This is a genomic window from Lentibacillus salinarum (assembly GCF_042679865.1).
Taxonomy (GTDB): Bacteria; Bacillota; Bacilli; order Bacillales; family Amphibacillaceae; genus Lentibacillus; species Lentibacillus salinarum.
In genome coordinates, this window is record NZ_JBHTNH010000026.1 from 14,796 (window position 1) to 39,356 (window position 24,561).

Below are 24,561 nucleotides of genomic sequence, written 5' to 3' on the forward strand. Positions count from 1 at the left end.
GGGGTGAGTCTTTGCAAGTCTTACAATGGTTTGTCGATTTGGGAGCAAATGTCATGCTCCCAATGATTATATTCGTATTTGCGCTTATTTTAGGGACAAAGCTAAAAAATGCCTTTTACGCAGGGCTGACAGTTGGGATCGGATTTGTCGGATTGAACCTGATCATTGAATTATTGACGTCAAGTTTAGGGCCGGCAGCTGAATCGATGGTCGCCCGCTTTGATTTTGATTTAAACACGATTGATGTCGGCTGGTCGGCCGCAGCGGCGATTTCATATGGAACTGCATTGGGCAGCCTGGCGATTCCAATCGCACTCGGTATCAATTTTGTCCTGCTGCTGTTTGGATTGACGAAAACATTGAATGTCGATGTGTGGAACTACTGGCATGTAGCGTTCACCGGCTCTCTCGTTTATGCCATGACGAATGATTTTGCTTTGGGGCTGTTTACCATAGCGGTTCATGTGCTCGTTATTTTCCTGCTGGCCGATTTGCTGGCGCCTGATATTGCGAATTACTTTGGTTATAAACAGATCACATTCCCGCACGCGGCGTCCGCGCCATCGTACTTTCTTGCAAAACCCCTTGATGCTGTGTTTGAACGTGTTCCGGGGTTAAACAGGATCGAGGCCAGCCCGGAAGCCATTCAAAAGCGGTTTGGCTTTTTAGGCGATTCGATGGTCATTGGCACATTGCTTGGCCTGATTATCGGCGTTTTGGCTGGTTACAATGTGACGGATACATTGCAGCTGGCCATCAAAACGGGCGCTGTTTTAGTGCTGATGCCGAAAATGGTGGCGCTATTAATGGAAGGTCTAAATCCCATTTCCGAAGCTGGCAGCAACATAATTAAGAAACGATTTCCGGACCGGGATTTATATATTGGCATGGACAGCGCTTTATCTGTTGGACATCCGGCTGTTTTATCGGCTTCTTTGCTCATGGTCCCGATCACGCTCTTGTTAGCGGTCGTGCTGCCAGGCAATACGGTGTTGCCATTCGGCGATTTGGCGACACTCCCATTCCTCGTCTGCTTAATGGTGCCAGTATTTAGAGGGAATATTCTCAGAACGCTCATAGCGGCAACGGTATACATCGGCATCGGTTTATATATCGCAACTTGGATCACCCCATTATTTACCGAGATGGCTATGGCGGCTGATTTCGATATGGACGATTATACAAGCATTTCCGCACTGGTCGATGGTGCCGTTTGGACGACAGGATTGTTTGCAGGGCTCGGAAAACTATTGCACTGGTACGGAATTGGATTCATTGGGCTGCTGGCTTTCGGTGGCTTAGTGTTTATCAATAAATTCAAAAACAGAGGGGGACCCCCATCATGAAAAAAATGCTCATTATTTGCGGGACAGGTGTGGCGACATCAACCGTCGTCATTGAGAAACTAAAAAGCTGGCTCATGGAAAAGAAGCTCCTGGATGAAGTGGAACTCCATCAGGGAAAGGTTAGTGACGCCAATCATGGCTGGGATGCTTATGATGTGATTATCGCGACCACGATCGTTCCGGATCATATCAAGAAAAATGTTATTGATGGCGTGCCGTTACTGACAGGCATTGGAGCGGATGATGTTTTTGAGCGGGTGGAGGGGTGTTTGTGAGAAGCGAGAGATGGATGAATCCCTGCAGCGAATTGAAAAATACCAACGTTTTTATGAAGCAACCGGTCATTTAACGCAACTTCCGCTTCATCTATCGATTCATTCCGAAAGAAAGAATCATCCCAATAACCAACCCAATAAACATATTAACCATTAATGTAGCCAGGAATGTTGTTAAAAAAATAACCGCATCCCAAAGCGAATGTCTGATATACCCCTTTAATTGCCTGACGTTGATCAGTTTCATAACAGCATAGATGATAATGGCTGCAAGGACTGTTTTGGGTAGATAGTAAAATGAAGGCGTCATGTATAATATAGCAACCACCATTAAAACCGCGGTTGTGAAAAGGGACAGGTTTGTTCTGGCACCGGATTCATAATTAACAGCCGTTCGTGAAATAGAGCCGGCAACCGGAATGCTTCCCACAAACGAACTGGTCATATTGGCAAATCCCAAACTGACGAATTCCTGATTCGGATAAATCGCTCCTTTTTCCTTGTCTGCCAAGGTTTTGGCTATAGAAAATGATTCAAAGAATGATAAGATCGCAATGATACACGCAATCGGCATGAGAGAGATAAGCATGTCTATTGTTGGCATGACCATCGATACATCCGAAAATGTTTTAGGAATGGCACCAACAATTTCCACACCCATTGTGTCCAAGTCAAAATAATCCACTGCGACGATGGATACAAAAATGACAATGAATGGACCGGGCGATATTGGGAATTTCCTTTTTAATTGAATTAAAAAGATAAAACTAACACAACCCAGCAGGACCGTTAGAACGTTTGCCTTAGGAATGTGTTCGATGATTGCCAGGAAGGAGGCACCGATATTTTGATACTCAGGCAATGTTACGCCCATGATGGCACCGATTTGATTTAAAATGATGATGATAGCCAATGCGGAGGTAAAACCGCCAATGACGGCTTGAGAAATATGCTTGACGATAGAACCAAATTTTAAAATCCCCATCATGAGTTGAACGATTCCCACCAATAGGGAGAGCAGGATCATCAGTTCCAAAAATTGTTCCGAATCGACGTCCGTCAAACGGGATATACCAGCAAACGCCAACAGGGATGCCATCGAAACAGGTCCGACAGATAAATAGTTGGAGCTTCCAAATAGTGCATAGATAATTAATGGAAACGTTCCTGCAAGCAATCCCATCGTAATAGGGGCCCCTGCAATGGTTGCATAAGCGATGCTTTGAGGGAGCAAGAGAAAAGTAACAATCACACCAGCTGTGATATCGCCTGGTAAATGGGAGATATCATATGGCACAAGTTTCTTTAATCCAGGTAATAACTTCCGTATCATTCAATATCTCCCCTGAAATGAAGGCTATACTTGTACATTATTAACGAAACATCATGATTATTCGTGCTGGCATGGAAAAACGCACGCGGAATCTACTTTATGGTAAACAGTTTATCCCGTCATGCAACTGTCTGAGCATATCCAACTACTGGCCATTCATTTGGCAGTACTTCTTTAGGGAAAAGTCTTTCTGTAGGTTTCTTCAATATTTATGAAGCGTTGTGAAAGCCGTGAGCGCCGCACGTGAGGAAGTTGACTCTTCCTTTATTGGACCTTTCGTCGACATCCGAGAAGAAGCGTTCTAAGCGACGTTCCGGCTGTTTTCGAGAGTAGTTCGGTCGTATAGAAGTGGTCTATGCGACGTTTCAGCCGTTTTCGAGAGTTGTTCAGGCCTTTAGAAGCGTTCTAAGTGACGTTCCGGCCGTTTTCGAGAGTTGTTCAGGCCTTTAGAAGCGTTTTAAGTGACGTTCCGGCTGTTTTCAAGAGTAGTTCGGTCGTATAGAAGTGGTCTATGCGACGTTTTAGCCGTTTTCGAGAGTTGTTCAGGCCTTTAGAAGCGTTCTAAGTGACGTTTCGGCTGTTTTGGAGAGTAGTTCGGTCGTATAGAAGTGGTCTATGCGACGTTTTAGCCGTTTTGGAGAGTCATTCGGGCCTTTAGAAGCGTTCTATATGACGTTCCGGCCGTTTTCGAGAGTAGTTCGGGCATTTAGAAGCGTCCTAAGTGACGTTCCGGCTGTTTTTAAGAGTAGTTCGGTCATATAGAAGTGGTCTATGCGACGTTTCAGCCGTTTTCGAGAGTTGTTCAGGCCTTTAGAAGCGTTCTAAGTGACGTTCCGGCTGTTTTCGGGAGCAGTTCGGTCGTATAGAAGTGGTCTATACGACGTTTCAGCCGCTTTTAAGAGTTATTCGGGCCTTTAGAAGCGTTCTAAGTGACGTTCCGGCCGTTTTTAAGAGGAGTTCAGTCGTATAGAAGTGGTCTATGCGACGTTTTAGCCGTTTTGGAGAGTAATTCGGGCCTTTAGAAGCGTTCTATATGACGTTCCGGCCGTTTTCGAGAGTTGTTCAGGCATTTAGAAGCGTCCTAAGTGACGTTCCGGCCGTTTTCGAGAGCAGTTTGGTCGTATAGAAGTGGTCTATACGACGTTTCAGCCGCTTTTAAGAGTTATTCGGGCATTTAGAAGCGTCCTAAGTGACGTTCCGGCCGTTTTCGAGAGCAGTTTGGTCGTATAGAAGTGGTCTATACGACGTTTCAGCCGCTTTTAAGAGTTATTCGGGCATTTAGAAGCGTCCTAAGTGACGTTCCGGCTGTTATCAAGAGCTTTTAGGGCGTATAGAAGCGTTCTATCGGACTTTTCGGCAGCTCCCGAGAGTGATTTACATACGTCGATCGAGAAAAATTAATACCGGACAGCCAGAACTGTAGGAAATCAGAGATATCAAAGTATTGGAACAGGTGATTCAAGTACGACAAACGGTGTGATAGAATTGAAAATGCGTTTTACTCCCATTAAAACGCACGCTTCAAATCTTACAAGTTTAAAAGGGGCGGAACCGGTCTGCAGAAAGGAGGGGGATTTATGGATGATTTTCAAATCAGGTCAAGACAGCGAATCGTCAGGGAAGAGCTGGAGCAGCTTGAAGATGCACAATACATATCATCTGACATACACAGACAGGTTGTGGCGGCACATGATCAGTATTATGTAGATCTGGAACAACAGGAAGCAGATGCGGAAAAGGCAAGGCAGGATATGGAGATCCCGGTTGAAGATTCGTCACATGAATTACCAAAGACAGAACCTGTAAAAGAAAAGAAGCGATTATCCCCGCAGGAAGTGCGCGAGCGCAATATTACCTGGTCACTAAATCTTGGGGTCGTTATGTTGCTGATTGGCGGTCTGGTTCTCGCTACGAGCACATGGGAAACGTTAGCCAATTGGATGAAATCGGGTTTAATTACGCTTGTCTCCGTATTATTTTTTGGGCTTGCCTTCGTTACGATGCGTGTTTTGAAAATCGAAAAAACGGCATTTGCATTTTATGTGCTTGGCGCCTTGTTTTTACCGATAGCCATTCTATCCGTCGGCTATTTTGAGTTGCTCGGTTCTTATTTTTCATTTACCGGTGAAGGGTGTTATTTATTTGGGGCTGCCGGCAGTGCTATTATGCTACCAATCTACCTTCAGCTTGCTGTAAAGCAATCATCCCGGCTGTTTGTCTGGTTTTCATATGTTACGATAACGATCTTGGCAGGCTTTTTACTAGCAGCGTTATATTTACCGGTGGATGGATTTTACCTTGGTATCATGTTGTTTAATGCCTTACTTGTATTCATTTACACTCGGTTGAAGGATAACCAGCGTATCCAGTTGTTTACGAAGGAATTTGTTCTCTATATTCAATGCAATCTCGTTCTCTCGACATTGCTGATGCTTACTTTTTATAATCATGAAATGTTGTATGGCTTTAACGTGCTGCTTACGGCGGTGCTTTATTTTGCGATGATCTATGTAACGAGACATAAGGAATATAGTTTTGTTTTTAGTTTGATGCTTATTTATGGTGCCTACCAGCTGATCGAGTTTTCGGTTGTACAGGAGGCCAATGCTATTGTTTATGCTTTGTTAGGGTTTGTGTTTTTGACGATTCCAAGATTTATGGAAGATGACCATGCATTAAAACAAATCTTTCGTTACACAAGTGCCGTTGTGTCGGCTTGTGCTTTTTTGTATATCAGCTTTGAGGGGATCATCATGAGAATGAATGAGCCCTCGTTTGTCTTGCTGCTGGCATATGTGTTAATCGCATTAAATTTTGCGTTCCTTGCCAACATGACAAAACGGTTATTGTTTGCTTATTTGAGTCCTGTCTTTTTGCTGACCGCTTTATATGAGGTTGTTTTGTTTGGCCGGGAATGGTTTGGTTATGACAAATTAATGCTGCCGCTGTTTGGAATGGGGCTATTCCTGTATATTGTTTTTGGCTGTTTGATGCAAATGGCCTTTTTCCAGAAGATGAAGGAAAGTTCCCGGGATGTTGGCGGCGTTGTCATGCTCCTTGCAGTTTTGGCGGATTTTATAGTGCTGAACTGGTGGCAGGCAGGAACGATGCTGCTTCTCATCAGCATGACCGCATTGCTCATGGAACGGTATGAACAAAGGGCTTTTTTGGTCAAAAGTTCCTTATGGATTCATGCCGTATCATTAGGTTTTGCCGTTATGATGTTCTATGCGGCAATGGGTGGCGATGCATTATATTATGACGCTGGGCCAATGGAAGCGGAGAGCTTTGTGTTGGCGAGTCTCGTTATTCTGCTCGCAAGCTTCGGATGGAAACACATCAATCGAATGGCTTTTGCGGAACATGCCTTTTTTATAGCTTATGGCTTTTACGGGCTGGGCATGTGGTTGACATTTACCTTTGACGTTGATGCTGTACTCCGTGCCGTAATTATGCTGGGTGGTGTAGCATTGGCCTATTTACTTTACCGGAAAACAGGCTGGACGGTCGTATCGTATGTTGTCAGTGGCCTTTCCTTATTGTTTTACATGACCGTCCTTTATGCGCTTCACGCGGAAATGGTTATTCAATCGGATCTTTTTCAGTCACTGCAATTTGTGGTGGGTGCCGTTCTGCTTCTACTTGCTGGCGTCTTGGCGGGAAAGCATGATGCCAATCTCAGGAAAAGTTTTGGGTGGATAGGACACCTTTTCTTGCCGTTCGCTTTACTTACGAGTTTACTGTTTTATGGGGAAAAAACGGTTTGGGCATTTTTGATAGCTGCTGCTGTTTATGGTATAAGCCTTCGCTTTGCTCGAGCAGAATGGCAGATTTCAAGCTTTTTATATGGTGGTTTTACGGCGTTTTGGATCGGAATTGTTCAATGGTTTGTGTTGCTGGATCTAAACGAACCCATTCAATATGCAACACTCCTAACAAGTATCATCATGGCCATTGGGTGGTATGTCAGTAAAGGCAAGTGGACCAAACGAACCGCATTTTACGTGATTCCTTTTTCTGTATTCGGCATTTTTCTATTTACACTCGTGCCGGATTTTGATGCAACGTTATTTGTGGTGACGCTGCTTTATGCTGTGTTGACGCTGTTTATGATGCACCGGGAAAAATGGGATCTATTTACTGTTGTGCCGCTTATTCTTGTCTATGGTGCTTTATGGCTGTATGATGATGCGCTTCTATCATCGGAATACGTCATGCTGTTTCGACTGGTTGGGTTTGCCGGGGTTCTTGTGCTGGCTGGTTGGCTAATCTATCCGGCTATCTATCAGGAACAAAAGGATCGGAAACTACCATTCAACGTTGATTGGTATTCGATTATCGCTTTTATCGCGTTGTACAATTTATATGCCGTCACAGCTGAAGCACTATGGACAAAACTGCTGCCCGGACTGTTGATTTCACTTTATTTGATCGGACAGCGAAAACGCATGCCATCTATTCCAGCAAAATGGGTGATGTTTGTTGCCTGCGTCTTTTTACTGCAGCCTTATTATGTGTTACTTGGCAATATCCAAATCCCGGATTTAATCGAACGAGAATTGTACGTGTTGCCATGGGTGGCTGTCGTGATTGTTTTGAAAAAAATCACAGACGGTGCGTATACAAAGATTGTGAATAATGTGCAGTGGGCAACTCTGGTTATTGTTTCCTTGTTGCTTATCCAGGATGGTCTGGCCAGCTCAACGATTTATGATGCATTGATCATAGGCGTGCTTTCCCTCGCTTCGATGCTTGGCGGGATGGCCTATCAGCGAAAGGTATTCTTCTTTGTCGGTGTAGGGGTATTACTGTTGAACATTTTCCTGCAAACTCGGGCCTATTGGGGAAACCTGCCATGGTGGGCATACCTCCTGATTGCCGGTTCCATTTTAATTGCGGTGGCAAGCTATAATGAATGGCACAAGCAGAAAACAGCAGATGGCAAAACAACCATGGCATCCAAGATTTATCGAAGGGTGATAGAGAAGATGAAGCAGTGGGAATGAGTGGAGTGCTCATAAGGAAAAGGGGAAGATCCTTGTCAGTTGTTGATATTAGCTCTGAGTTGTGAGGGATTAACCTTCCTCTTTCACCGGTTTTTTGCTATGCTAAAAATACACTAAATTGAGAAAGGAAACGAATACGTGCAACTAAACTATGAAAGCTCATTACCACTACATGTACAGCTAAAAACAATCATTGAAAAACAAATCTCACAGGGGGAACTGACAGGGCAAATTCCGAGTGAGCGGGAGATCATGGAACACTATCATGTCAGTCGGAGTACCGTACGCGAGGCGGTTAATCTTCTAGTCCGGGAAGGGATTCTGGAAAAACGGCATGGCAGCGGGACGTTTGTTTCCCTGAAGCCCATTAACCAGTGGCTGGGGAACCTGACTAGTACGACAGAAATGATTAAGCAAATGGGAATGAAACCAGGGGCGAAATTAATTAACCTTTATAAACTAACCCCGTCAGCTAATATTCGGGAAATAACCGGTTTTAATGAGGCTTTTTTTATTAAACGGGTTCGCTATGCTGATGATGTTCCCATTGGGGTAGAATGTCATTATTACCCTGTCGCTATTGGGGAAGCTCTTTCCCGTTATGACTTGAATGATGCAACCCTTTATGAAATCGAACAAAATGAACTTGGAATTTGGTTTGCGGAAGCGCGTCAAACGATTGGCGGTGGGATTATATCTGAAGAAGATGCCATCCATTTGAATGTTCCGGCGCAGTCACATGTTTTAATTGCTGAGCGCGTCATTAAAGACCGGGAAGGCACCACCGTTGAATTTGAAAAAGCTTACTATCGCAGTGATATGTATAATTTTCAAATTAATTTATCCCGTAAGTTTGGTTAATATGCATATTTTTACGGGCATCCTACTTACCTGAATCTGCCTGGTTGGCTATTTCCTTCGCCGCTTCTCCGTATTCATTAAAAAGCCTTATAAATGTTATTATTATTTAAAATAATCGAATTAACAAAAAATATTGAATTCCTCCCACCGTTTCCCATATACTATATATAAATCAACTAAAACTGGTACGGACGTCATGATGTATCCGTTACCTTTAAAAGATTGACTTTACAAGGATGGGAGGAAATTTGAATGCTAGTAGGCGTACCCATGGAGATTAAAAACAATGAAAACCGTGTTGCGTTAACACCATCCGGCGTCACCGCGTTTGTTAATGCCGGTCATGATGTATTGATCGAAACGTCGGCCGGTAATGGAAGCGGTTTCCTAGATGCGGAATATGAAGCAGCGGGGGCCAAAATTGTTAAGACGGCTAAGGAAGCTTGGGCTGCGGAAATGGTTATGAAAGTAAAGGAACCACAACCAGACGAATATCCGTTTTTGCGTGAAGGTCTTATCTTGTTTACTTTCCTCCACTTAGCGGCTGAACCGGAACTAACCCGCCAGCTGGCAGCGAAAAAAGTAACAGCGATCGCCTATGAAACCATTCAGGAAGAAAATGGCGCACTTCCTTTACTTGCGCCTATGAGCGAAATAGCAGGGCGCATGTCAGTCCAGATCGGCTCACAATTTCTGGAAAACAAACGAGGCGGGAAAGGTATTCTGCTTAGCGGGGTGCCGGGTGTTAAACCAGCCAACGTCGTTATCGTTGGCGGTGGGGCAGTTGGTACGAATGCAGCAAAAATGGCTACCGGCTTCCGTGCCAACGTAACCATTCTCGATATTAGTGCAAAGCGATTACGTGAACTGGATGACTTATTTGATGGCAACGTCAACACGTTGATGTCCAATCCCCTTAATATCAGGGAAGCAGTCAAACAGGCCGATTTGTTGATTGGTGCAGTGCTCATTCCGGGAGCGAAAGCACCGCAGCTGGTGTCTGAAGAAATGGTGAAGGAGATGTCGCCCGGCTCGGTCATCATTGATGTTGCCGTTGATCAGGGCGGTTCGATTGAAACGATCGACCGGATGACAACCCATGACGACCCGACTTATACAAAGCACGGCGTCCTGCATTATGCTGTGGCCAATATACCTGGCGCTGTCGCCCGGACATCAACCATGTCACTGACCAATAACACGAGTCAATATGGTGTCTTTTTGGCGAATAAAGGATTGGAAGAGACCGTGAAAACAAATAGAGCGTTCGCTAAAGGTGTCAATACACATGAGGGAATTGTCACGAACCAAGCGGTAGCGGAAACGCATAACATGATCTATGGGCCCATTGATTCTGTTTTGGGCGGTAAGCCGGTCTCTCACTAATGCATCATAAATTAATGAAAAGGGGGAGAAGAAATGAAGGCGGAAGTTGACATGAATAAGGGCGTAGCAGAACGTGAGTCGCATCTGTGGAATGCCATGCATAAGCACGACCCGGATGCGAAAAAGATGGTAGCTGTCTCAGGTGAAGGATCCTGGTTTAAGGATGAAGAGGGAAATGCGTATCTCGATGGCGTGTCCGGACTGTGGTGTTTGAACGTTGGTTATGGACGACAAGAGATCGTTGATGCAGCAGCTGAACAGATGAAGAAGCTATCGTATTTCCCATTGACGATGAATCATCAGCCAGCCATTCAACTGGCGAATAAAATCAGTGAATTGCTGGGCGCGGCGTATCAGACATTTTTCTCAAACAGCGGTTCTGAAGCTAACGAAACAGCGTTTAAAATAGCCAGGCAATACCACATGCAAACAGGCAATCCGGGCAAATATAAATTTATTTCGCGTTATCGTGCGTATCACGGCTCGACAATGGGGGCTATGAGTGCGACTGCCCAGGCAAATCGGCGGGTCAAATACGATCCATCAGCTCCAGGTTTCTTGCACGTTGCACCACCTTACAGTTACCGGTCGTTATATTCAGGGACCCCGGAAGAGAAAGATTTACGAGCGGCAGATGAACTGGAGGAAATGATCCAGTGGGAAGGCGAAGAAACGGTGGCTGCTGTGATTATGGAGCCGTTCATTTCCGGCGGCGGTGTGATTATCCCGTCCATGAAATATATCCAGCGTGTGGCGGACATCTGTCAGAAGTATCATGTATTGCTCATTATGGATGAAGTCGTAGCCGGCTTTGGACGTACCGGCAAAATGTTCGGGTTTAAGCATGCTGCTGGTGTGCAGCCGGATATTGTGACCATGGCGAAAGGCCTGACAAGTGGTTATTTACCGCTTGCTGCGACGGCCGTCAAAGCAGAGATTTATGAGGCCTTTAAAACAGAAGGAAAAGACAATCACCTGCGCCATGTGTCAACCTATGGCGGTCATCCGGCAGCCTGCGCCGTAGGGTTGAAGAATATTGAAATCATTGAAAACGAAAACATCGTCAACCGGGTGAATGAACTTGGGGAATCAAAGCTAATTGAATTGCATGACCTTATGAATCACGACAATGTTGGTGAAGTGCGGCAGGTTGGCTTTTTGCTGGGATTGGAAATGGTTGCGGATAAGGTCACGAAAGAACCTTTATCGGACGCTAAAATGGGCGAGATTGTCGGCCGGTGTAAACAAAAAGGCCTCATCATCGGTAAGAACGGTGATACCGTGCCGGGTGGCAACAACATTCTTATTATTGCCCCACCTCTTACCAGTACTGAGGAGGATTTGGATTTTATCATTGAAACAGTCAGCTCCGTCATTCACAGTATGTAGAAACTAACAGCTGTCGCAAACTCGCTGGATGGGAAGGTTTTAGACGTGAATTATGAACGATTAAAGACCTTTATCGCTGTTGCCGAAAAAAATAGTTTTTCAGAAGCTGCCAAAATATTATATGTGACACAGCCGACGATTACATCACAGATTAAGTCGCTGGAAGAAGAATTGGGGACCAAACTATTTGAACGGACAACGAAAAAAGTTCAGATGACCCATTCAGCCGGAATTCTGTTGAAATATGCCAGAGACATTGTGCATATGAATGATTCGGCCCGTAAAGAGATTACGCAGATGGAAAGCACGGCTTATGGCGAATTAGGGATGGGGTGCAGCCTGACAATTGGCGAATATATTTTACCGGCGTTTCTCAAACAATTTAAAGAAAACTATCCTTTAATCCAAATACAGGTGACGATTGCAAACTCGCAAGCGATTATCAACCATATTAAAGATCAATTCATTGATGTGGGACTGATTGAAACACCGATAGAGGATAGTCAAATTCGTTTAGAACCATTCCTGGAAGATGAAATTGTTTTAATTGCTGCCCCCGACTATTTTTCCAGTGAAGACGCACTGATTACACTGGAGCATGTTCAGCAATCACCGCTTATATTCCGGGAGGAGGGGTCAGGGACACGCTCAGTTGTCAATCATTATATGGAAAAAGCGGGATTGTCGAATGATGATTTGCAGATTGTTATGGAACTGGGGAGTACCGAAGCGATAAAGGCAGTTGTTGAATCCGGATTGGGTGTTTCATTTATTTCAAAAAACGCCATTAAAAAAGAAGAGGAATTAGGGTTGTTAAAAGCGTACACCATCACAAATATGAAACTGAAACGGCACTTCTACATCGCTTACCGGAAAAAACAGGTGCTGAAATCAACGACTGAGCTTTTTTTGGAAACATTACGGGGGATTGTGCAGAGAAAAGAAAACTTGATGGTTGATGCACCAGCGGGTGATGATCATACCAATTTTTAAGGAGGCTTTCAAATTATGGTCAAACAAACAGAAGAAATGAAGCAGGCAGTCAATCAGAAACAGAAAATGACACCGAGTGAAGCTATCGTCGAAACATTGGTGGCGGAAAACATTAAGGAAGTGTATGGGATTGTGGGCTCCGCGTTCATGGATATGCTCGATTTATTCCCGGCAGCCGGTATCCGTTTCATCCCGGTGCGTCATGAGCAGAGTGCCGGTCATATGGCGGATGCTTATGAACGCGTTTCCGGCACAGCGGGTGTCATTGTCGGACAAAACGGGCCTGGCATTACGAACATGGTGACATCCGTGGCAGCTGCAAATCAGGCGCACAGCCCACTGGTCGTCATTTCACCGTCTGCCGGTACGAATGCGATTGGCATGGACGGTTTCCAGGAAGCCAATCAGGTATCGATTTTTAAGGATATTACAAAAGAAACCGTTCAGGTAACGAATAAAAATCGGGTTGCTGATAAACTGCGGACAGCTTTCCGGATCGCCTATGCCGAGCGTGGACCGGTTCTGTTCGATATTCCGCGTGATTTGTTCTACGGTGAAGTGGAAGATGTGATTCTGGAGCCACATCAGTACCGGGCTGATAAACGAGGCGTGGGAGATCCGGCGTCGATTGACCGGGCTGTAGAACTGTTGAAGAACGCTAAGAATCCGGCGATCATCTCCGGCCGCGGTTCGGTGGATGCCAATGGCGTGGATTCTGTCGTTAAAATCGCTGAACATTTAACAGCACCCGGCGCGACAGCTTATATGCACAATGACGCCTTCCCGGCTGATCATCCGCTGGCAGTAGGCCCGATCGGCTACATGGGCTCCAAAGCGGCGATGTATTCATTACAGGAGACAGATGTGGTGTTGGCAGTCGGTACACGCCTGTCGCAATTCGGAACATTGCCGTGCTATGATATCGATTATTTCCCGAAGCATGCCAAAATCATTCAAATTGATATCAATCCACGCCAGATTGGTCGGACGCATCCTGTTGAAGTAGGCATTATTGGCGATGCAAAGGCGGTAAGTGATGAAATTTATCGTCAGCTGCAGTCGGCACTGCCGTCACCAGCAAAAGATAACGCACGGATACAGGCTGTGACCAAGCGGAAAGAGGAATGGGATCAGGAACTAGTCGATTTAGCGATGGCGGATGGCAATCCAATTAATCCGCGCCGTGCGTTGTTGGAGATGACCAAAGCCATGCCGGAAAACGCGATTGTATCGTCTGATATCGGAAACGTGTCGTCAACAGCGAATGCGTATTTGACGTTTAACCAGACCCGCCGTCATATTGCGGCGTTGACGTTCGGTAACACCGGATTCGCTTATCCGGCAGCTCTGGGTGCTCAGCTTGCCGAACCGGAAGCACCTGTGTTTGCGATCGTCGGTGATGGCGCATGGGGCATGAGCTTGCATGAAGTGAGCACAGCTGTTGAGCAAAATATTCCGGTGGTAGCCTGTGTCTTCAACAATAAAGCGTGGGCAGCTGAGAAGAAAAACCAGGTCGACTACTATGATGATCGTTATATCGGTTCCAATATTGATGCACCGGAATTTGCCGAAGTAGCCAAATCCATGGGTGCGCTTGGCTATACGATCGATAAACCGGAAGATATCGTCCCTGCAATTGAAGACGTATTGAAAAAGCGAAAGCCTGCCGTGCTGAATATTTATGTCGATGGCACGCAGCTCGCACCGCCATTCCGTAAAGACGCTTTGAAGATGCCAACGCGTTTGTTGGATAAGTATAAGCATTTGGATTATGGTGAGTGGGGGCAATAAGAATTGAAGGAAGCTCTCTGTCGACGTGTGTGGCAGGGGGCTTTTTTTAACGATCATCTTAAATAATGCAGCTGCAAAATAGACGTGGTATTCAATAACGTATAAGTATACACCCTTAAAACAATGAATAATTGTTCTACCTCTACCAATGCACAAAAATGACATATGACTTATTTGTCAGTGTAATAATGGTCATCTATAATCTTAATAGCTTTAAAATTCAAAAAGTTATTGAATTATCGGATTTATAATGTTTGAATAAAGGGTACATGAATGGCAAGAACCTAGGTGATGATTCTTCTGTTTTTGTAAACGGATTCAACATTGTGGAGGTGGCTTGTATGCAGAAATCCGTTATATTTGTTGTATTGCTTTTCCAGTGCCCTTAAAGCTTCTGCTGTTAGTTTTTTTCAAAGTTATTTTATATTTGCTTCTAACAGTTGGGAAACTGAGCATGAAAAATATATGCAATAAGACAACGTTATGAACACCTCTTTACGCCACGTTTTGTTTTCAAGATATAGTTAGGAGAGGATAAATTGGATACTATATTTATCATTCTATTAATGTTTATTTGCCTTTTCATCGTTCTGTTTCTGGGGTTGCCTGTTGCTCTTGGTCTGGGTGGTACAGCTGCTTTATTTGGCTATCTGTTTGCCCCGGAAGTGCTGACTTCTGCTCCCAGTCAATTTTTTTCAACGCCATGGCAGCATATTTTGGTAACAGTGCCATTATTTATTTTTATGGGGAATATTATCCGCTACTCGGGTATTGCTCAGGACGCATATGATGCGGCGTATAAATTAATTGGTCATCTTCCGGGAGGTCTGGCAATGGGTACTGTGCAAGTTTGCACGATTTTTGCTGCCATAACTGGTGTTACACCTCCAGCTACGATTACTATGGGACAGATAGCTTATCCCTCCATGATGCGCTATCAATATCATAGAGGAATCGCTATCGGTTCAATCGGTGCCGGGGGAGCATTAGGTGCCCTTATCCCGCCAAGTGTCCCTTTCATTTTTTATGGCATTTTAGCGAATGAATCAATAGGTGCCTTGTTTTTGGGTGGTATCATACCAGGATTAATATTATCTATTTTATATGTCATTTATATTGGTATAAGATGTAAAATACAGCCACATATGGGACCGGCAATTCCTGTAGATAGCAGGTACACGATACGTGAAAAGCTTGGCGCTGTAGTTGGTATCTGGCCCTTTCTTGTCCTTATATTTCTCGTTTTAGGCGTCATTTGGCTGGGTGTGGCTACACCGTCAGAGGCTGCTGCTTTCGGAGCTGGTGGCGCGCTTTTCATTAATCTTCTGTACCGAAGTCTCACTTGGAAAATCGTTAAAGATTCACTAATATTTACAGTCAAGCTTGTTGGTATGGGGTTCTGGATTTTGATCGCCGCGAATTTTTTTGTCAATATTTTTAGTGCTATAGGTGGACAGAGCGTCATAACGTCTGCTGTTTTGGCAATGCCAGGCGGGGAGTGGGGATCCCTGATTATGATGATGATCATTATTATGATACTCGGAATGATTATGGATGACTGGGCCATTATTATGATGGTGACACCTTTATTTGTGCCAATTTTAAATGCATTGGACATAAGCACGTTATGGTTCGGTGTTCTTTTTATCGTTAATATACAAATTGCTTATTTGACACCTCCTTTTGGTTTTGTTTTGTTCTGGATAAAAAGTATTTTGCCAAAAGATGTCACGATGGGGGATGTTTACCGTTCTGTGTTGCCATTCGTTGGTATTCAGATTATTGCGTTAATACTGCTTATGTTATTCCCAGAGTTGGTAACATGGCTTCCTAGTACGATGAAGTAATGGAATAGCTGCAGACCCGAAAGTTATCAGCCTATGCTTTGATAGCACACCAACATGAGGAGGTGATTCATCATGCAATATGCTTAATATGTAAGGACACATTAATAAATGGTAAGGGGGCAAACAGTTACTTGAAATGTCAGGGAGGTGAATGTTTTAACATTTATTTGCATAAACGTTACAGGAAACAGTCCACCAAAATGGGTGATTGTCATCAAAAAATTGAAAGTAGAAAGTTCACGAATTTTAGCAGATTGAGCCATTGTGTTTTAATATAAATGGATGATTGAACTCTCAATCTATTGGACATGATTGATACCTTGGTGAAGAGAAAGTGGTAGTTGTCATCAAGTCCCTGTGAAATTTAAAGCAATTTGTAGTATTTGGAAGCGAAGCATTTATTTATAGAGGGAGGTTATATTGATGAAAAAATACTATTTGTTTGTTTTGATACTGGTTTTTGCTTGTCTTATGATAGTGGGGTGCCAAGCTGAGGAAGCATCTGAGGCTGATGTTTCTGAGTCAGATGAAGAATACGGACCTCCTGATGACATCACACAATGGACGTTCCAGCCTGCCTTCGATTCCGGAGATGCTGGTTGGGCGAATGGTGTTGAGCCGTGGATTGAGGATGTGGAAGAAGCGACAGAAGGGACGATTGAAATTGACCTGCTCCCGGCCGGTTCGATCGTGAGTGGAAATGAAGCATTCGGTGCTGCCAGCAATGGTACTATCGATGTATATGCCGGCTGGGCGACTGTTTACGGCGGGATTATGCCTGAGGGAATGCTGGCTTATGGTATGCCGATGGGTGCCGAGGATTCTGAAGAAGCATGGGAAGCCATGTGGGGAGATGACGATTATCGAATTGGTGAACTTGTCCAAGAGGCTGCCAATGAGGAAAATTTGCAATGGGCAGGTTGGGCAAATCAGGGCCCGAACTCGATTTTTACCACGTTTCCCATTAATAGTTTGGATGATTTAAAAGGAAAGAAATTAAGGGCTGGTGGTCCTCAGGCATTATTTTTTGAAGCTATGGGGGGGACACCGGTCTCATTCGAAAGTGATGAAATATACTCAGGAATTGATTTAGGCACGATTGAGGGCACTTTTTGGGATACTGGCGGCATGAATGACATGAGTTTTCATGAAGTTATTGATTATGCGATGCTTCCCGGGTGGAATCCTGCCCAACATCAGGAAATTTACGTTAATTTGGATGCCTGGAATGAACTGAATGAGTGGCAACGGGATCAAATCAATGACGTTTTCGAGTCCAATTACTTTAAAACGAGTGACATGCATGCTGAAGGTGTCGAAAAAGCTTTACAGGAACTTGAGGATAGTGGCGGAGAGGTTATCACATTAAGCGATGACAATGTGGAAGAAATGCGTACAGAGGCAATTGAAAAAGTATGGCCTGAAATTGCAGATCAGTCAGAACGTAATGCAGAGGGCGTAGAGTTGTGGAAACAATTTTTGGAGGATAAAGGTAAAATCGAGTAAACGTATATCGTTTCGTTTCTTTTCTGCAGCCAGGAAATGAATAGCAGTCAGGAAAGTTCACAGGACAACAGTACTGTGGAGCAGCCGCCTCTCTAGTTTTTACAGAGCTTTATTCTACAACTTAAAACGACCTTTCCACCAACAAGAGGCGGCATGGTTTTTACGTCATATGCAATCCATTTGTCATGAAAACGAAAGGAGGCGAACCAATTAAATGAGAATTTGGGGCAAAGTTGAATTAACAATTGACTCGATTAGTGAATGGTTAGGCAGAATTGGTTGGTTGCTCATTCTTTATGCATTGTTTTTTGGACTATTTGATGTGATTATGAGGTATTTTTTCAATGAACCTTCTTTATGGATTTCAACCACAATACAGTATTCGATGGTACTATTGGCTTGTGTGTCCGGAGCTTATTCGCTTAACACAGATTCGTTTGTTAAGGTGGATCTGTTCTATGAAAAATTTTCCCCGAGAACGAAAGCTATATGTGATGTGATTACATTTGCTTTTGCTTTCTTGTATTTATATGTGTTGGTTACAAAAGGCATAGAGGCGGCATCCGCATCGTTTGCCACGAAAGAAACAACGCCAACTGCTGTCTCTATACCCCTTTACCATCTGAAAGCGGCTATACCTATAGGAGCTTTCTGTGTCCTTTTGGTAGCAATCAAAAAGTTTGTTCATGATATTCAAACGCTATTTGGTTATGGAAGCGGCTAATGGTTAGACATATAAAAGAGGAATTTTCCGAATAAATGGAAAATGTGAAAGATAATGCGGTGTTCGATGAATCAGTCGATTAGAAGATCATGAACACCGACCCGGGTGCAGGATTATGGCAAATAGGTAAGAAGCGTTTGACGAATGTGGTCTGGACAATTGAACTGACAGCAAGCTCGGAGGCGGTCATGTTTGTTGAACGGTAGTAATGACAGACAATGAAAAAGGGCTTGAGGAGAAACTGCCTCAGAAACATACAAAGTGACGGGACAATATGATGAAGGTTATAACATGATTGAAGATATGATGCCGGTCATTCACTAGGGAGAGCGGAATCCGACAGAGACTACGAACATATACCCAGATCAAGTAGGTGACGAGCTTGATAAGAACGAGGGGAATAGCAAAAAGTGTAACGGGGGTTGACATTTTGGCCCTCTTTCATTTTGTTGTGGGGGACATGGGGGTCTGAGTTTTTGTGCCATATAAAGGAAATTTAATCATTCATTGCAAGTGAAAGATTTCAGCAAATAGGCAAGAGAAGGTGTATTATCTTTGAAGTGTTGTAAGTTGTGAAGAAGCAATATACATCAGCTCAAGCTGCAGGAACGGGAAATTAAGATACCTCATATCACTTGATATAAAGGTTTTAAATAAACCCCATTTAGTTTTCTGATTATTGTTACTTGATGGACTATCATACAATCGATTATACATCTTTCCCATATAAGAAACGAACAAATAATGTACCACTTATTGTAAGCGATAACATTTTGTAGGCGTCGCCGGAAACAAACATGCCGGATGTGCACAGGTGATTGGGTATGAAATGATAAGAGGCTGGTCTTTGGCAGGTATTTAAACGATTGCGGGAGGTATCTTAATGGAACAGAGAATACCCGATGCTGATTCAGAAAAGTCCATTAATTTTAAAAGTAAACTTAAGATTATCGGTCCAGGTATTATTTTAGCAGCTACCGGAATTGGGTCTGGTGACTTGGTAACGTCAACCGTTGCTGGTGCAGATTTTGGGATGGTTTTAGCATGGGCAGTAATTATAGGTGTGTCGTTAAAACTTTTACTTTCAGAAGGTGTTGCGAGGTGGACACTGGCAACTGGCAAAACAATTTTGGAAGGGTGGCGACTTCTGGGGCGTTGGACGATGGGATATTTCTTAATCTATGTCACTTTATTCGGTCTAATCTATGGGGCAGCAATAGCCACAGCATGTGGTATCATGATGCATGCGATGTTTCCTGTAATGCCGATATGGGCATGGGCTATTATACATTCCGTTGCAGGTTTTCTTTTGATATGGTTCGGGCGTTATAAAATCTTTGAACGGGTTATCATGGTATTAATTGGAACGATGTTTGTGACGGTTGTTGGCTCAGCAATAATGCTCATTCCAAGTCTGAGTAATGTCTCCATGGAAGCATTTTCATTAGGGATCCCTGATGGTTCTCTGTTCCGAATTCTGGGTATCATTGGTGGGATAGGAGGAACACTGGCACTGGCAGCATATGGTTATTGGATTCGCGAAAAAGGATGGCGGGACGCTTCCTGGTTACCAATTATGCGTCTAGACGTATCAGTAGCTTATACCATGACCGGAATATTCTCAGTATCTCTTATGATAGTCAGCACGCAATTTTTATATGGGAATAGCGTATCTTTTGATGGGGCTGCGGGTATGCTTGATTTTTTGTATATTTATGGTGAAAATTTTGGCTCAACGCCACAGTTTATATTAAACATTGGGTTCTGGGCAGCTACCTGTAGTTCATTAATTGGTTCATGGAATGGGATCCCCTACCTATTTGCAGATTTTATTCGTATTATGAAGAAAAACAAAAAGAAAAAAGAATTATCACAGAATAGCAGCGGCAACCCTGTATCCATCAAAGATCCGGCTTATAAGTTCTTTCTGGCATGGCTGACCTTCCCTTCACTGTTACTTTTAATGTTTAATCAACCAATTGGATTGGTGCTCCTATATGCTGCACTGGGTTCAGCGTTTATTCCTTTTTTAGCCATCACTTTACTGTATCTGTTAAACTCAAAATATGTAACAAAACAATTTAAAAACAATTTTTTTCAAAATGCTGCACTTGTTTTTGTGATAATTGTTTTCCTTACGTTAGGTATAAATGAGTTTATGTAAAAACATTTCTAGGGGGCTGTTCCTGGAGGTGTTTTGCAATGTCATTAAACAATATATCTGGGATGAAAATTTATCGGTAATTTAGGTCTGCTCAACAGGGGACAGGGATGTTCGGAATCAATTTGAATGGCGATCTTACCGGTAACACTAAGATCAACTTTGAAAAAAGGATGGCAGCTATGCTTTATCAGCCAACCCGGGACAGGCGTTTTACGGTCTTATGATTGGCATTTTAATGCTTGATACCTTTGTGTAGATGAAAGATCCTCGGTGATGTGGGGGCAATGCGACAATCTACTCATATCTTGTGTTTTACCGCACGTCAAGCAATACCACGGTGCAAAAGATTTCGGCCGGTGATCAGGCGATGCTTCCGGAATTAATCACCAAAGCTCTCCAGGCCGGGACGAAAACATAATACTATAAAGAACTCTGACAGTGGTGTGTCGGAGTTTCGATGAGCTACACCGCAAGAAGTTGCGGTGGAACGAATGAGAGTAATCCCCTAATCCGTTTCCATTTTCACAGGTGGGGGATTCCTTTTTTATTATCAGCACAATTAGCGCTATGACCGCAATGAGTAACGACCCAAAGCTGATCATGAACATTATGCTATCATAAAGTGTAATCATTTGCGGTATCACCCCTCTCCCCGTTGTGACATGACCGTGTCTACCAACGAGCAGAAAAGGTTCCACCACCCAACCTGCTCATGTAGCTCAATGTTATTATATCAAAATTATTAATTTTTCTGTAGTTTTAAAGTAATTGAAGGTTTATTAATAATGGTGCACTTTAGATTTGAACGGCAGCAGCACCCGTTTGTCTATGATTTCGGTAAAAGTCGGACACCGATCCCGTTCCTCCTCATCCCTGAATTATAAAAAGAGTCTCAAAATGTTATTGACTTTTCGTCAAACTTGTAATATTCTTGTTATTGAAAACGTTACCGGGAACGTTTCCGGGATGGAGAGGGGAAGTAAAAATAGTCACGATTAAAGAAATTGCTAAATACATGGATGTTTCTGTCTCTACTGTTTCAAGGGCTCTGAATAATCATAAAGACATTAATCAGGATACGAGGAAAAAGGTTTTGGAAGCAGCTGAAAACCTGAATTACAGGCCTAATAGCATTGCCAAAAGTTTAATTCATAATAAAACCTATACCATTGGTTTGATGGTTCCGGATATCGCTGACCCCTTCTTTTCAAGCATAGCGGTGGGTGTGGAAGAGTCTTTGACAGACAAAGGTTATCAAATTGTTTATGGCAATACCAACAGAACCAGGCAGAAGGAAAAGAATTTTTTAGAAAGTGTCCTTGATCGAAAAATGGATGGTGTCATTATTACACCAGACAATTTGGATCACGAAATAATAACGTTAATACAAAATTTAGAAATCCCGGCAATCTTTCTGCGGAGAAGGACGCCAGACGCTTTAAACTTGCCGTTTATTGACGTGGATCATTATTCAGGTGCATATAAAGCTGTCCATCATCTGTTGTCGAAGGGACACGAGCGTATCGGCTTCATAGGTATGACAAAAGAGTCATTCATTAGTAATGAAAGGTTAAGAGGTTTTAAGGACTGCATGCATCAACACCATATCCACACTTCTGGTAAGGAGATTGAAATAGCCGGGAGAACCATCGAGTCAGGTAAACATGCCATGCAAAGGCTGTTTGAAAAAAATCCCGATATAACTGCTGTGTTTGCCAGCAATGATTTGATTGCTATTGGGGCTTTAGAGTGGCTGGCCCAATACAACCTCTCTGTCCCCGGCCGAGTATCGGTGATTGGTTTCGATAATCTTGAGTTATCAAGTTTATATTGGATTCAATTGACAACGATGGCACAGCCCCGGAAAAAAATGGGTAGGATGGCAGCTTCGATGTTGCTGGATCTAATTAATGGCTCAGAAAATCGTGAGTCAATCCTATTGGAAGCCAATCTTATTAAAAGACGAACATCCTAAAGGGGGGGGATCTACCATAGCAGGATATGAAAATATATTGCTTGTATCAGATCTTGATGGGACCTTGTTGGATTCTGAACAGCAAATTAGCGAAGAAAATCAAAGAGCCATAACTGAGTTTAAAAAATCCGGTGGTATTTTCACCATTGCCACCGGACGGATGGAACAAGCTGCACTACCTTTTGCAGAGTTGCTAAAAATTGACGTCCCGATCATTTTGTATAATGGTGCAGTGCTGTACCATCCGAAATCCCATAGCAGAATAGCAGAAAAATCGCTTGATGGTTACGGTGAATTATTGGAAGCTTTTCAAACCATAATGGAAGAAACAGAACTAGGTTTATTGATTTATCAGAATGGAGGTGTTTATACAACACAAAAAAATGAGACTATCCGTCAACATGAGGAAAAAGATCAGGTTGAGTGCCAGCTGATTACGAATCCTGCTGTGTTGAAAGGACCTATTACTAAGATACTCTTAATTTCTTCTGACAGGAAAACGTTGGCGAAGTGTGAAGAGATTGTGAAGTTAAGGGGATACCCCTGTGGACTCGTATACTCCGAGCACAACTATTTGGAAATATTGCCTGAAGGAGCATCAAAAGGCTCAGCTTTACTTCACCTTCAGGATTATTTGAATCATGATTTTACAACCGTCTGTGTTGGCGATAATTTAAATGATCTCCCGATGCTTGAAGAGGCCGCCAGAGGGTTTATTGTTGGGAACTGCCACAGTAGTTTAACAGATTATAAATTTAATCAAACCGTCCATCATGAAGAGCATGCCATTGCGGATATAATTTACAATCATATTTTTCAGTGAAAATGATTTAATTTATAAGTTTCTATGTAAGCGTTAACTTTTATAATATTAATTAATTTAAGGAGGGTTTTATTTGAAGGCAAAAAGTTTCGTAGTGTTGGGTGCTGTATTTTTGTTGGGGATCATTTTGGCGGGGTGTGGTTCAGATGAGTCAAGCGGTGCTGATGTAGAAGAAAACTCGTCTGATAAATTAAGTCTTTATACCGCATTCCCTGAGCAAGAGGTAGTGACATACATCGAAGCATTCGAGGAAGAAACAGGTATTGATATCGAGTTTGTAAGACTGTCCGCTGGCGAAACGCTTGCACGACTGGAAGCAGAGGAGTCAAACCCCCAGGCTGCTGTATGGTTCGGAGGGCCTTCTGATACGTTTGTCGCAGGTGTTAATGCAGGGCTGATCGAGCCTTATCAGCCAGAAGGTATTGATCAATTGCCTGAACAGTATTTGGATGAAGAAGAACATTGGGCACCAATCTATGTCGGGGCGCTTGGTTTTGCAAACAATCAGGAATGGAGCGAAAATAATGGCGTCGAACCTCCAACCAGCTGGGAAGATTTATTAAAACCCGAGTTTGAAGGTGAAGTGACGATGGCGCACCCGTCCTCATCCGGAACGGCATATACGGTTTATGCAACACTCGTGCAATCTCTTGGTGAAGATGAAGCAATTGAATATTTGAAAAAGCTTGATCAAAATATGCGGCAATATACGAAATCCGGTTCCGCTCCTGCACAACAGGCAGGGCTGGGTGAAACAGGGGTGGGTATCTCATTTTCTCATGATATCCTGGCACCTAAAAACGAGGGGTATCCAATTGAGGTAACGTTCCCTGAAGATGGAACAGGATATGAAGTCGGTGCCGTCGCTTTAATTAACGATGGACCAAGTGACCAGCAGGAAAATGCCAAAAAGTTTATCGATTGGGCTGTTTCAAAAGAGGCACAAGACCTTTATGTTGAGTCAGAATCATTTCGGTTGCCAGTTCATCCTGACTCCGAAATTCCTGAAGGAGCGGTGAAACTAAGTGAGCTGGAAGTGGTTGATTATGATGCTGTCTGGGCTGGCGAAAACCGTGATCGATTACTGGAGCGTTTCAATGACGACGTTCGTAATCAGGACGCAGCACAAGAGTAGTCAAAAC

17 protein-coding genes are annotated in these 24,561 nt (G+C 43.5%); 15 read left to right on the plus strand and 2 right to left on the minus strand.

The annotated features are described in order from the left end of the window. The first annotated feature begins 11 nt into the window (after positions 1-11). Together ACFQ4A_RS12010 and ACFQ4A_RS12015 are read left to right on the plus strand one after the other, a co-directional pair. Positions 12-1,346, plus strand: a complete 1,335-nt coding sequence (locus tag ACFQ4A_RS12010) for a PTS galactitol transporter subunit IIC (protein ID WP_382400922.1) — start codon at positions 12-14, stop codon at positions 1,344-1,346. Next, a complete protein-coding gene (locus tag ACFQ4A_RS12015; RefSeq protein WP_382400924.1) occupies positions 1,343-1,621 on the plus strand; it encodes a PTS sugar transporter subunit IIB in 279 nt (92 codons plus the stop codon). The genes ACFQ4A_RS12010 and ACFQ4A_RS12015 overlap by 4 nt, the downstream gene beginning before the upstream one ends. A gap of 91 nt (positions 1,622-1,712) precedes the next feature. On the opposite strand, the gene ACFQ4A_RS12020 is transcribed toward ACFQ4A_RS12015, so the two are convergent. After that, on the minus strand, positions 1,713-2,954 hold the full coding sequence (locus ACFQ4A_RS12020) for a SulP family inorganic anion transporter (protein WP_382400926.1): 1,242 nt from the start codon (positions 2,952-2,954) through the stop codon (positions 1,713-1,715). A gap of 1,577 nt (positions 2,955-4,531) precedes the next feature. On the opposite strand from ACFQ4A_RS12020, the gene ACFQ4A_RS12025 reads away from it, so the two are divergent. The 10 genes from ACFQ4A_RS12025 to ACFQ4A_RS12070 all read left to right on the plus strand — a co-directional run bounded on the left by ACFQ4A_RS12025 (position 4,532) and on the right by ACFQ4A_RS12070 (position 20,621). Further along, positions 4,532-7,960 (plus strand): hypothetical protein, encoded by a 3,429-nt coding sequence (locus ACFQ4A_RS12025; protein ID WP_382400928.1) that lies wholly within the window; start codon positions 4,532-4,534, stop codon positions 7,958-7,960. 138 nt (positions 7,961-8,098) lie between these two features. After that, positions 8,099-8,821, plus strand: coding sequence for a GntR family transcriptional regulator (locus ACFQ4A_RS12030; RefSeq protein ID WP_382400930.1), 723 nt, complete (start codon positions 8,099-8,101; stop codon positions 8,819-8,821). A 252-nt stretch (positions 8,822-9,073) separates the two neighbouring features. Further along, positions 9,074-10,207, plus strand: coding sequence for an alanine dehydrogenase (ald, locus tag ACFQ4A_RS12035; protein WP_382400932.1), 1,134 nt, complete (start codon positions 9,074-9,076; stop codon positions 10,205-10,207). Positions 10,208-10,240: 33 nt separating this feature from the next. Next, a complete protein-coding gene (locus tag ACFQ4A_RS12040; RefSeq protein ID WP_382400934.1) occupies positions 10,241-11,596 on the plus strand; it encodes an aminotransferase in 1,356 nt (451 codons plus the stop codon). 45 nt (positions 11,597-11,641) lie between these two features. After that, positions 11,642-12,589, plus strand: a complete 948-nt coding sequence (locus ACFQ4A_RS12045) for a selenium metabolism-associated LysR family transcriptional regulator (protein WP_382400936.1) — start codon at positions 11,642-11,644, stop codon at positions 12,587-12,589. A gap of 15 nt (positions 12,590-12,604) precedes the next feature. Next, positions 12,605-14,380: a sulfoacetaldehyde acetyltransferase gene (gene xsc / locus ACFQ4A_RS12050; protein ID WP_382400938.1), complete on the plus strand. Its 1,776-nt coding sequence runs from the start codon at positions 12,605-12,607 to the stop codon at positions 14,378-14,380. Between the two features lie 539 nt (positions 14,381-14,919). Beyond that, the gene (locus tag ACFQ4A_RS12055) at positions 14,920-16,227 is read left to right on the plus strand and encodes a TRAP transporter large permease (RefSeq protein WP_382400940.1); all 1,308 of its coding nucleotides are present in this window, start codon (positions 14,920-14,922) and stop codon (positions 16,225-16,227) included. 423 nt (positions 16,228-16,650) lie between these two features. Then, on the plus strand, positions 16,651-17,733 hold the full coding sequence (gene dctP / locus ACFQ4A_RS12060) for a TRAP transporter substrate-binding protein DctP (protein ID WP_382400942.1): 1,083 nt from the start codon (positions 16,651-16,653) through the stop codon (positions 17,731-17,733). 214 nt (positions 17,734-17,947) lie between these two features. Beyond that, entirely contained in the window at positions 17,948-18,457 is a 510-nt protein-coding gene (locus ACFQ4A_RS12065) for a TRAP transporter small permease subunit (RefSeq protein ID WP_382400944.1), read from the plus strand. Positions 18,458-19,340: 883 nt separating this feature from the next. Then, on the plus strand, positions 19,341-20,621 hold the full coding sequence (locus tag ACFQ4A_RS12070; protein WP_382400946.1) for an Nramp family divalent metal transporter: 1,281 nt from the start codon (positions 19,341-19,343) through the stop codon (positions 20,619-20,621). 383 nt (positions 20,622-21,004) lie between these two features. Here the strand turns inward: ACFQ4A_RS12070 and ACFQ4A_RS12075 are convergent, their stop codons facing one another. Then, entirely contained in the window at positions 21,005-21,253 is a 249-nt protein-coding gene (locus tag ACFQ4A_RS12075) for a putative holin-like toxin (RefSeq protein WP_382400948.1), read from the minus strand. A gap of 305 nt (positions 21,254-21,558) precedes the next feature. Here ACFQ4A_RS12075 and ACFQ4A_RS12080 point away from each other — a divergent pair, with 305 nt between their 5' ends. The 3 genes from ACFQ4A_RS12080 to ACFQ4A_RS12090 all read left to right on the plus strand — a co-directional run bounded on the left by ACFQ4A_RS12080 (position 21,559) and on the right by ACFQ4A_RS12090 (position 24,554). Then, positions 21,559-22,596, plus strand: a complete 1,038-nt coding sequence (locus ACFQ4A_RS12080) for a LacI family DNA-binding transcriptional regulator (protein ID WP_382400950.1) — start codon at positions 21,559-21,561, stop codon at positions 22,594-22,596. Further along, on the plus strand, positions 22,532-23,419 hold the full coding sequence (locus tag ACFQ4A_RS12085) for a Cof-type HAD-IIB family hydrolase (RefSeq protein WP_382400952.1): 888 nt from the start codon (positions 22,532-22,534) through the stop codon (positions 23,417-23,419). Before ACFQ4A_RS12080 ends, ACFQ4A_RS12085 begins: the two co-directional genes overlap by 65 nt. Positions 23,420-23,492: 73 nt before the next feature. Next, on the plus strand, positions 23,493-24,554 hold the full coding sequence (locus ACFQ4A_RS12090; RefSeq protein ID WP_382400954.1) for an ABC transporter substrate-binding protein: 1,062 nt from the start codon (positions 23,493-23,495) through the stop codon (positions 24,552-24,554). Positions 24,555-24,561 lie beyond the last annotated feature (7 nt).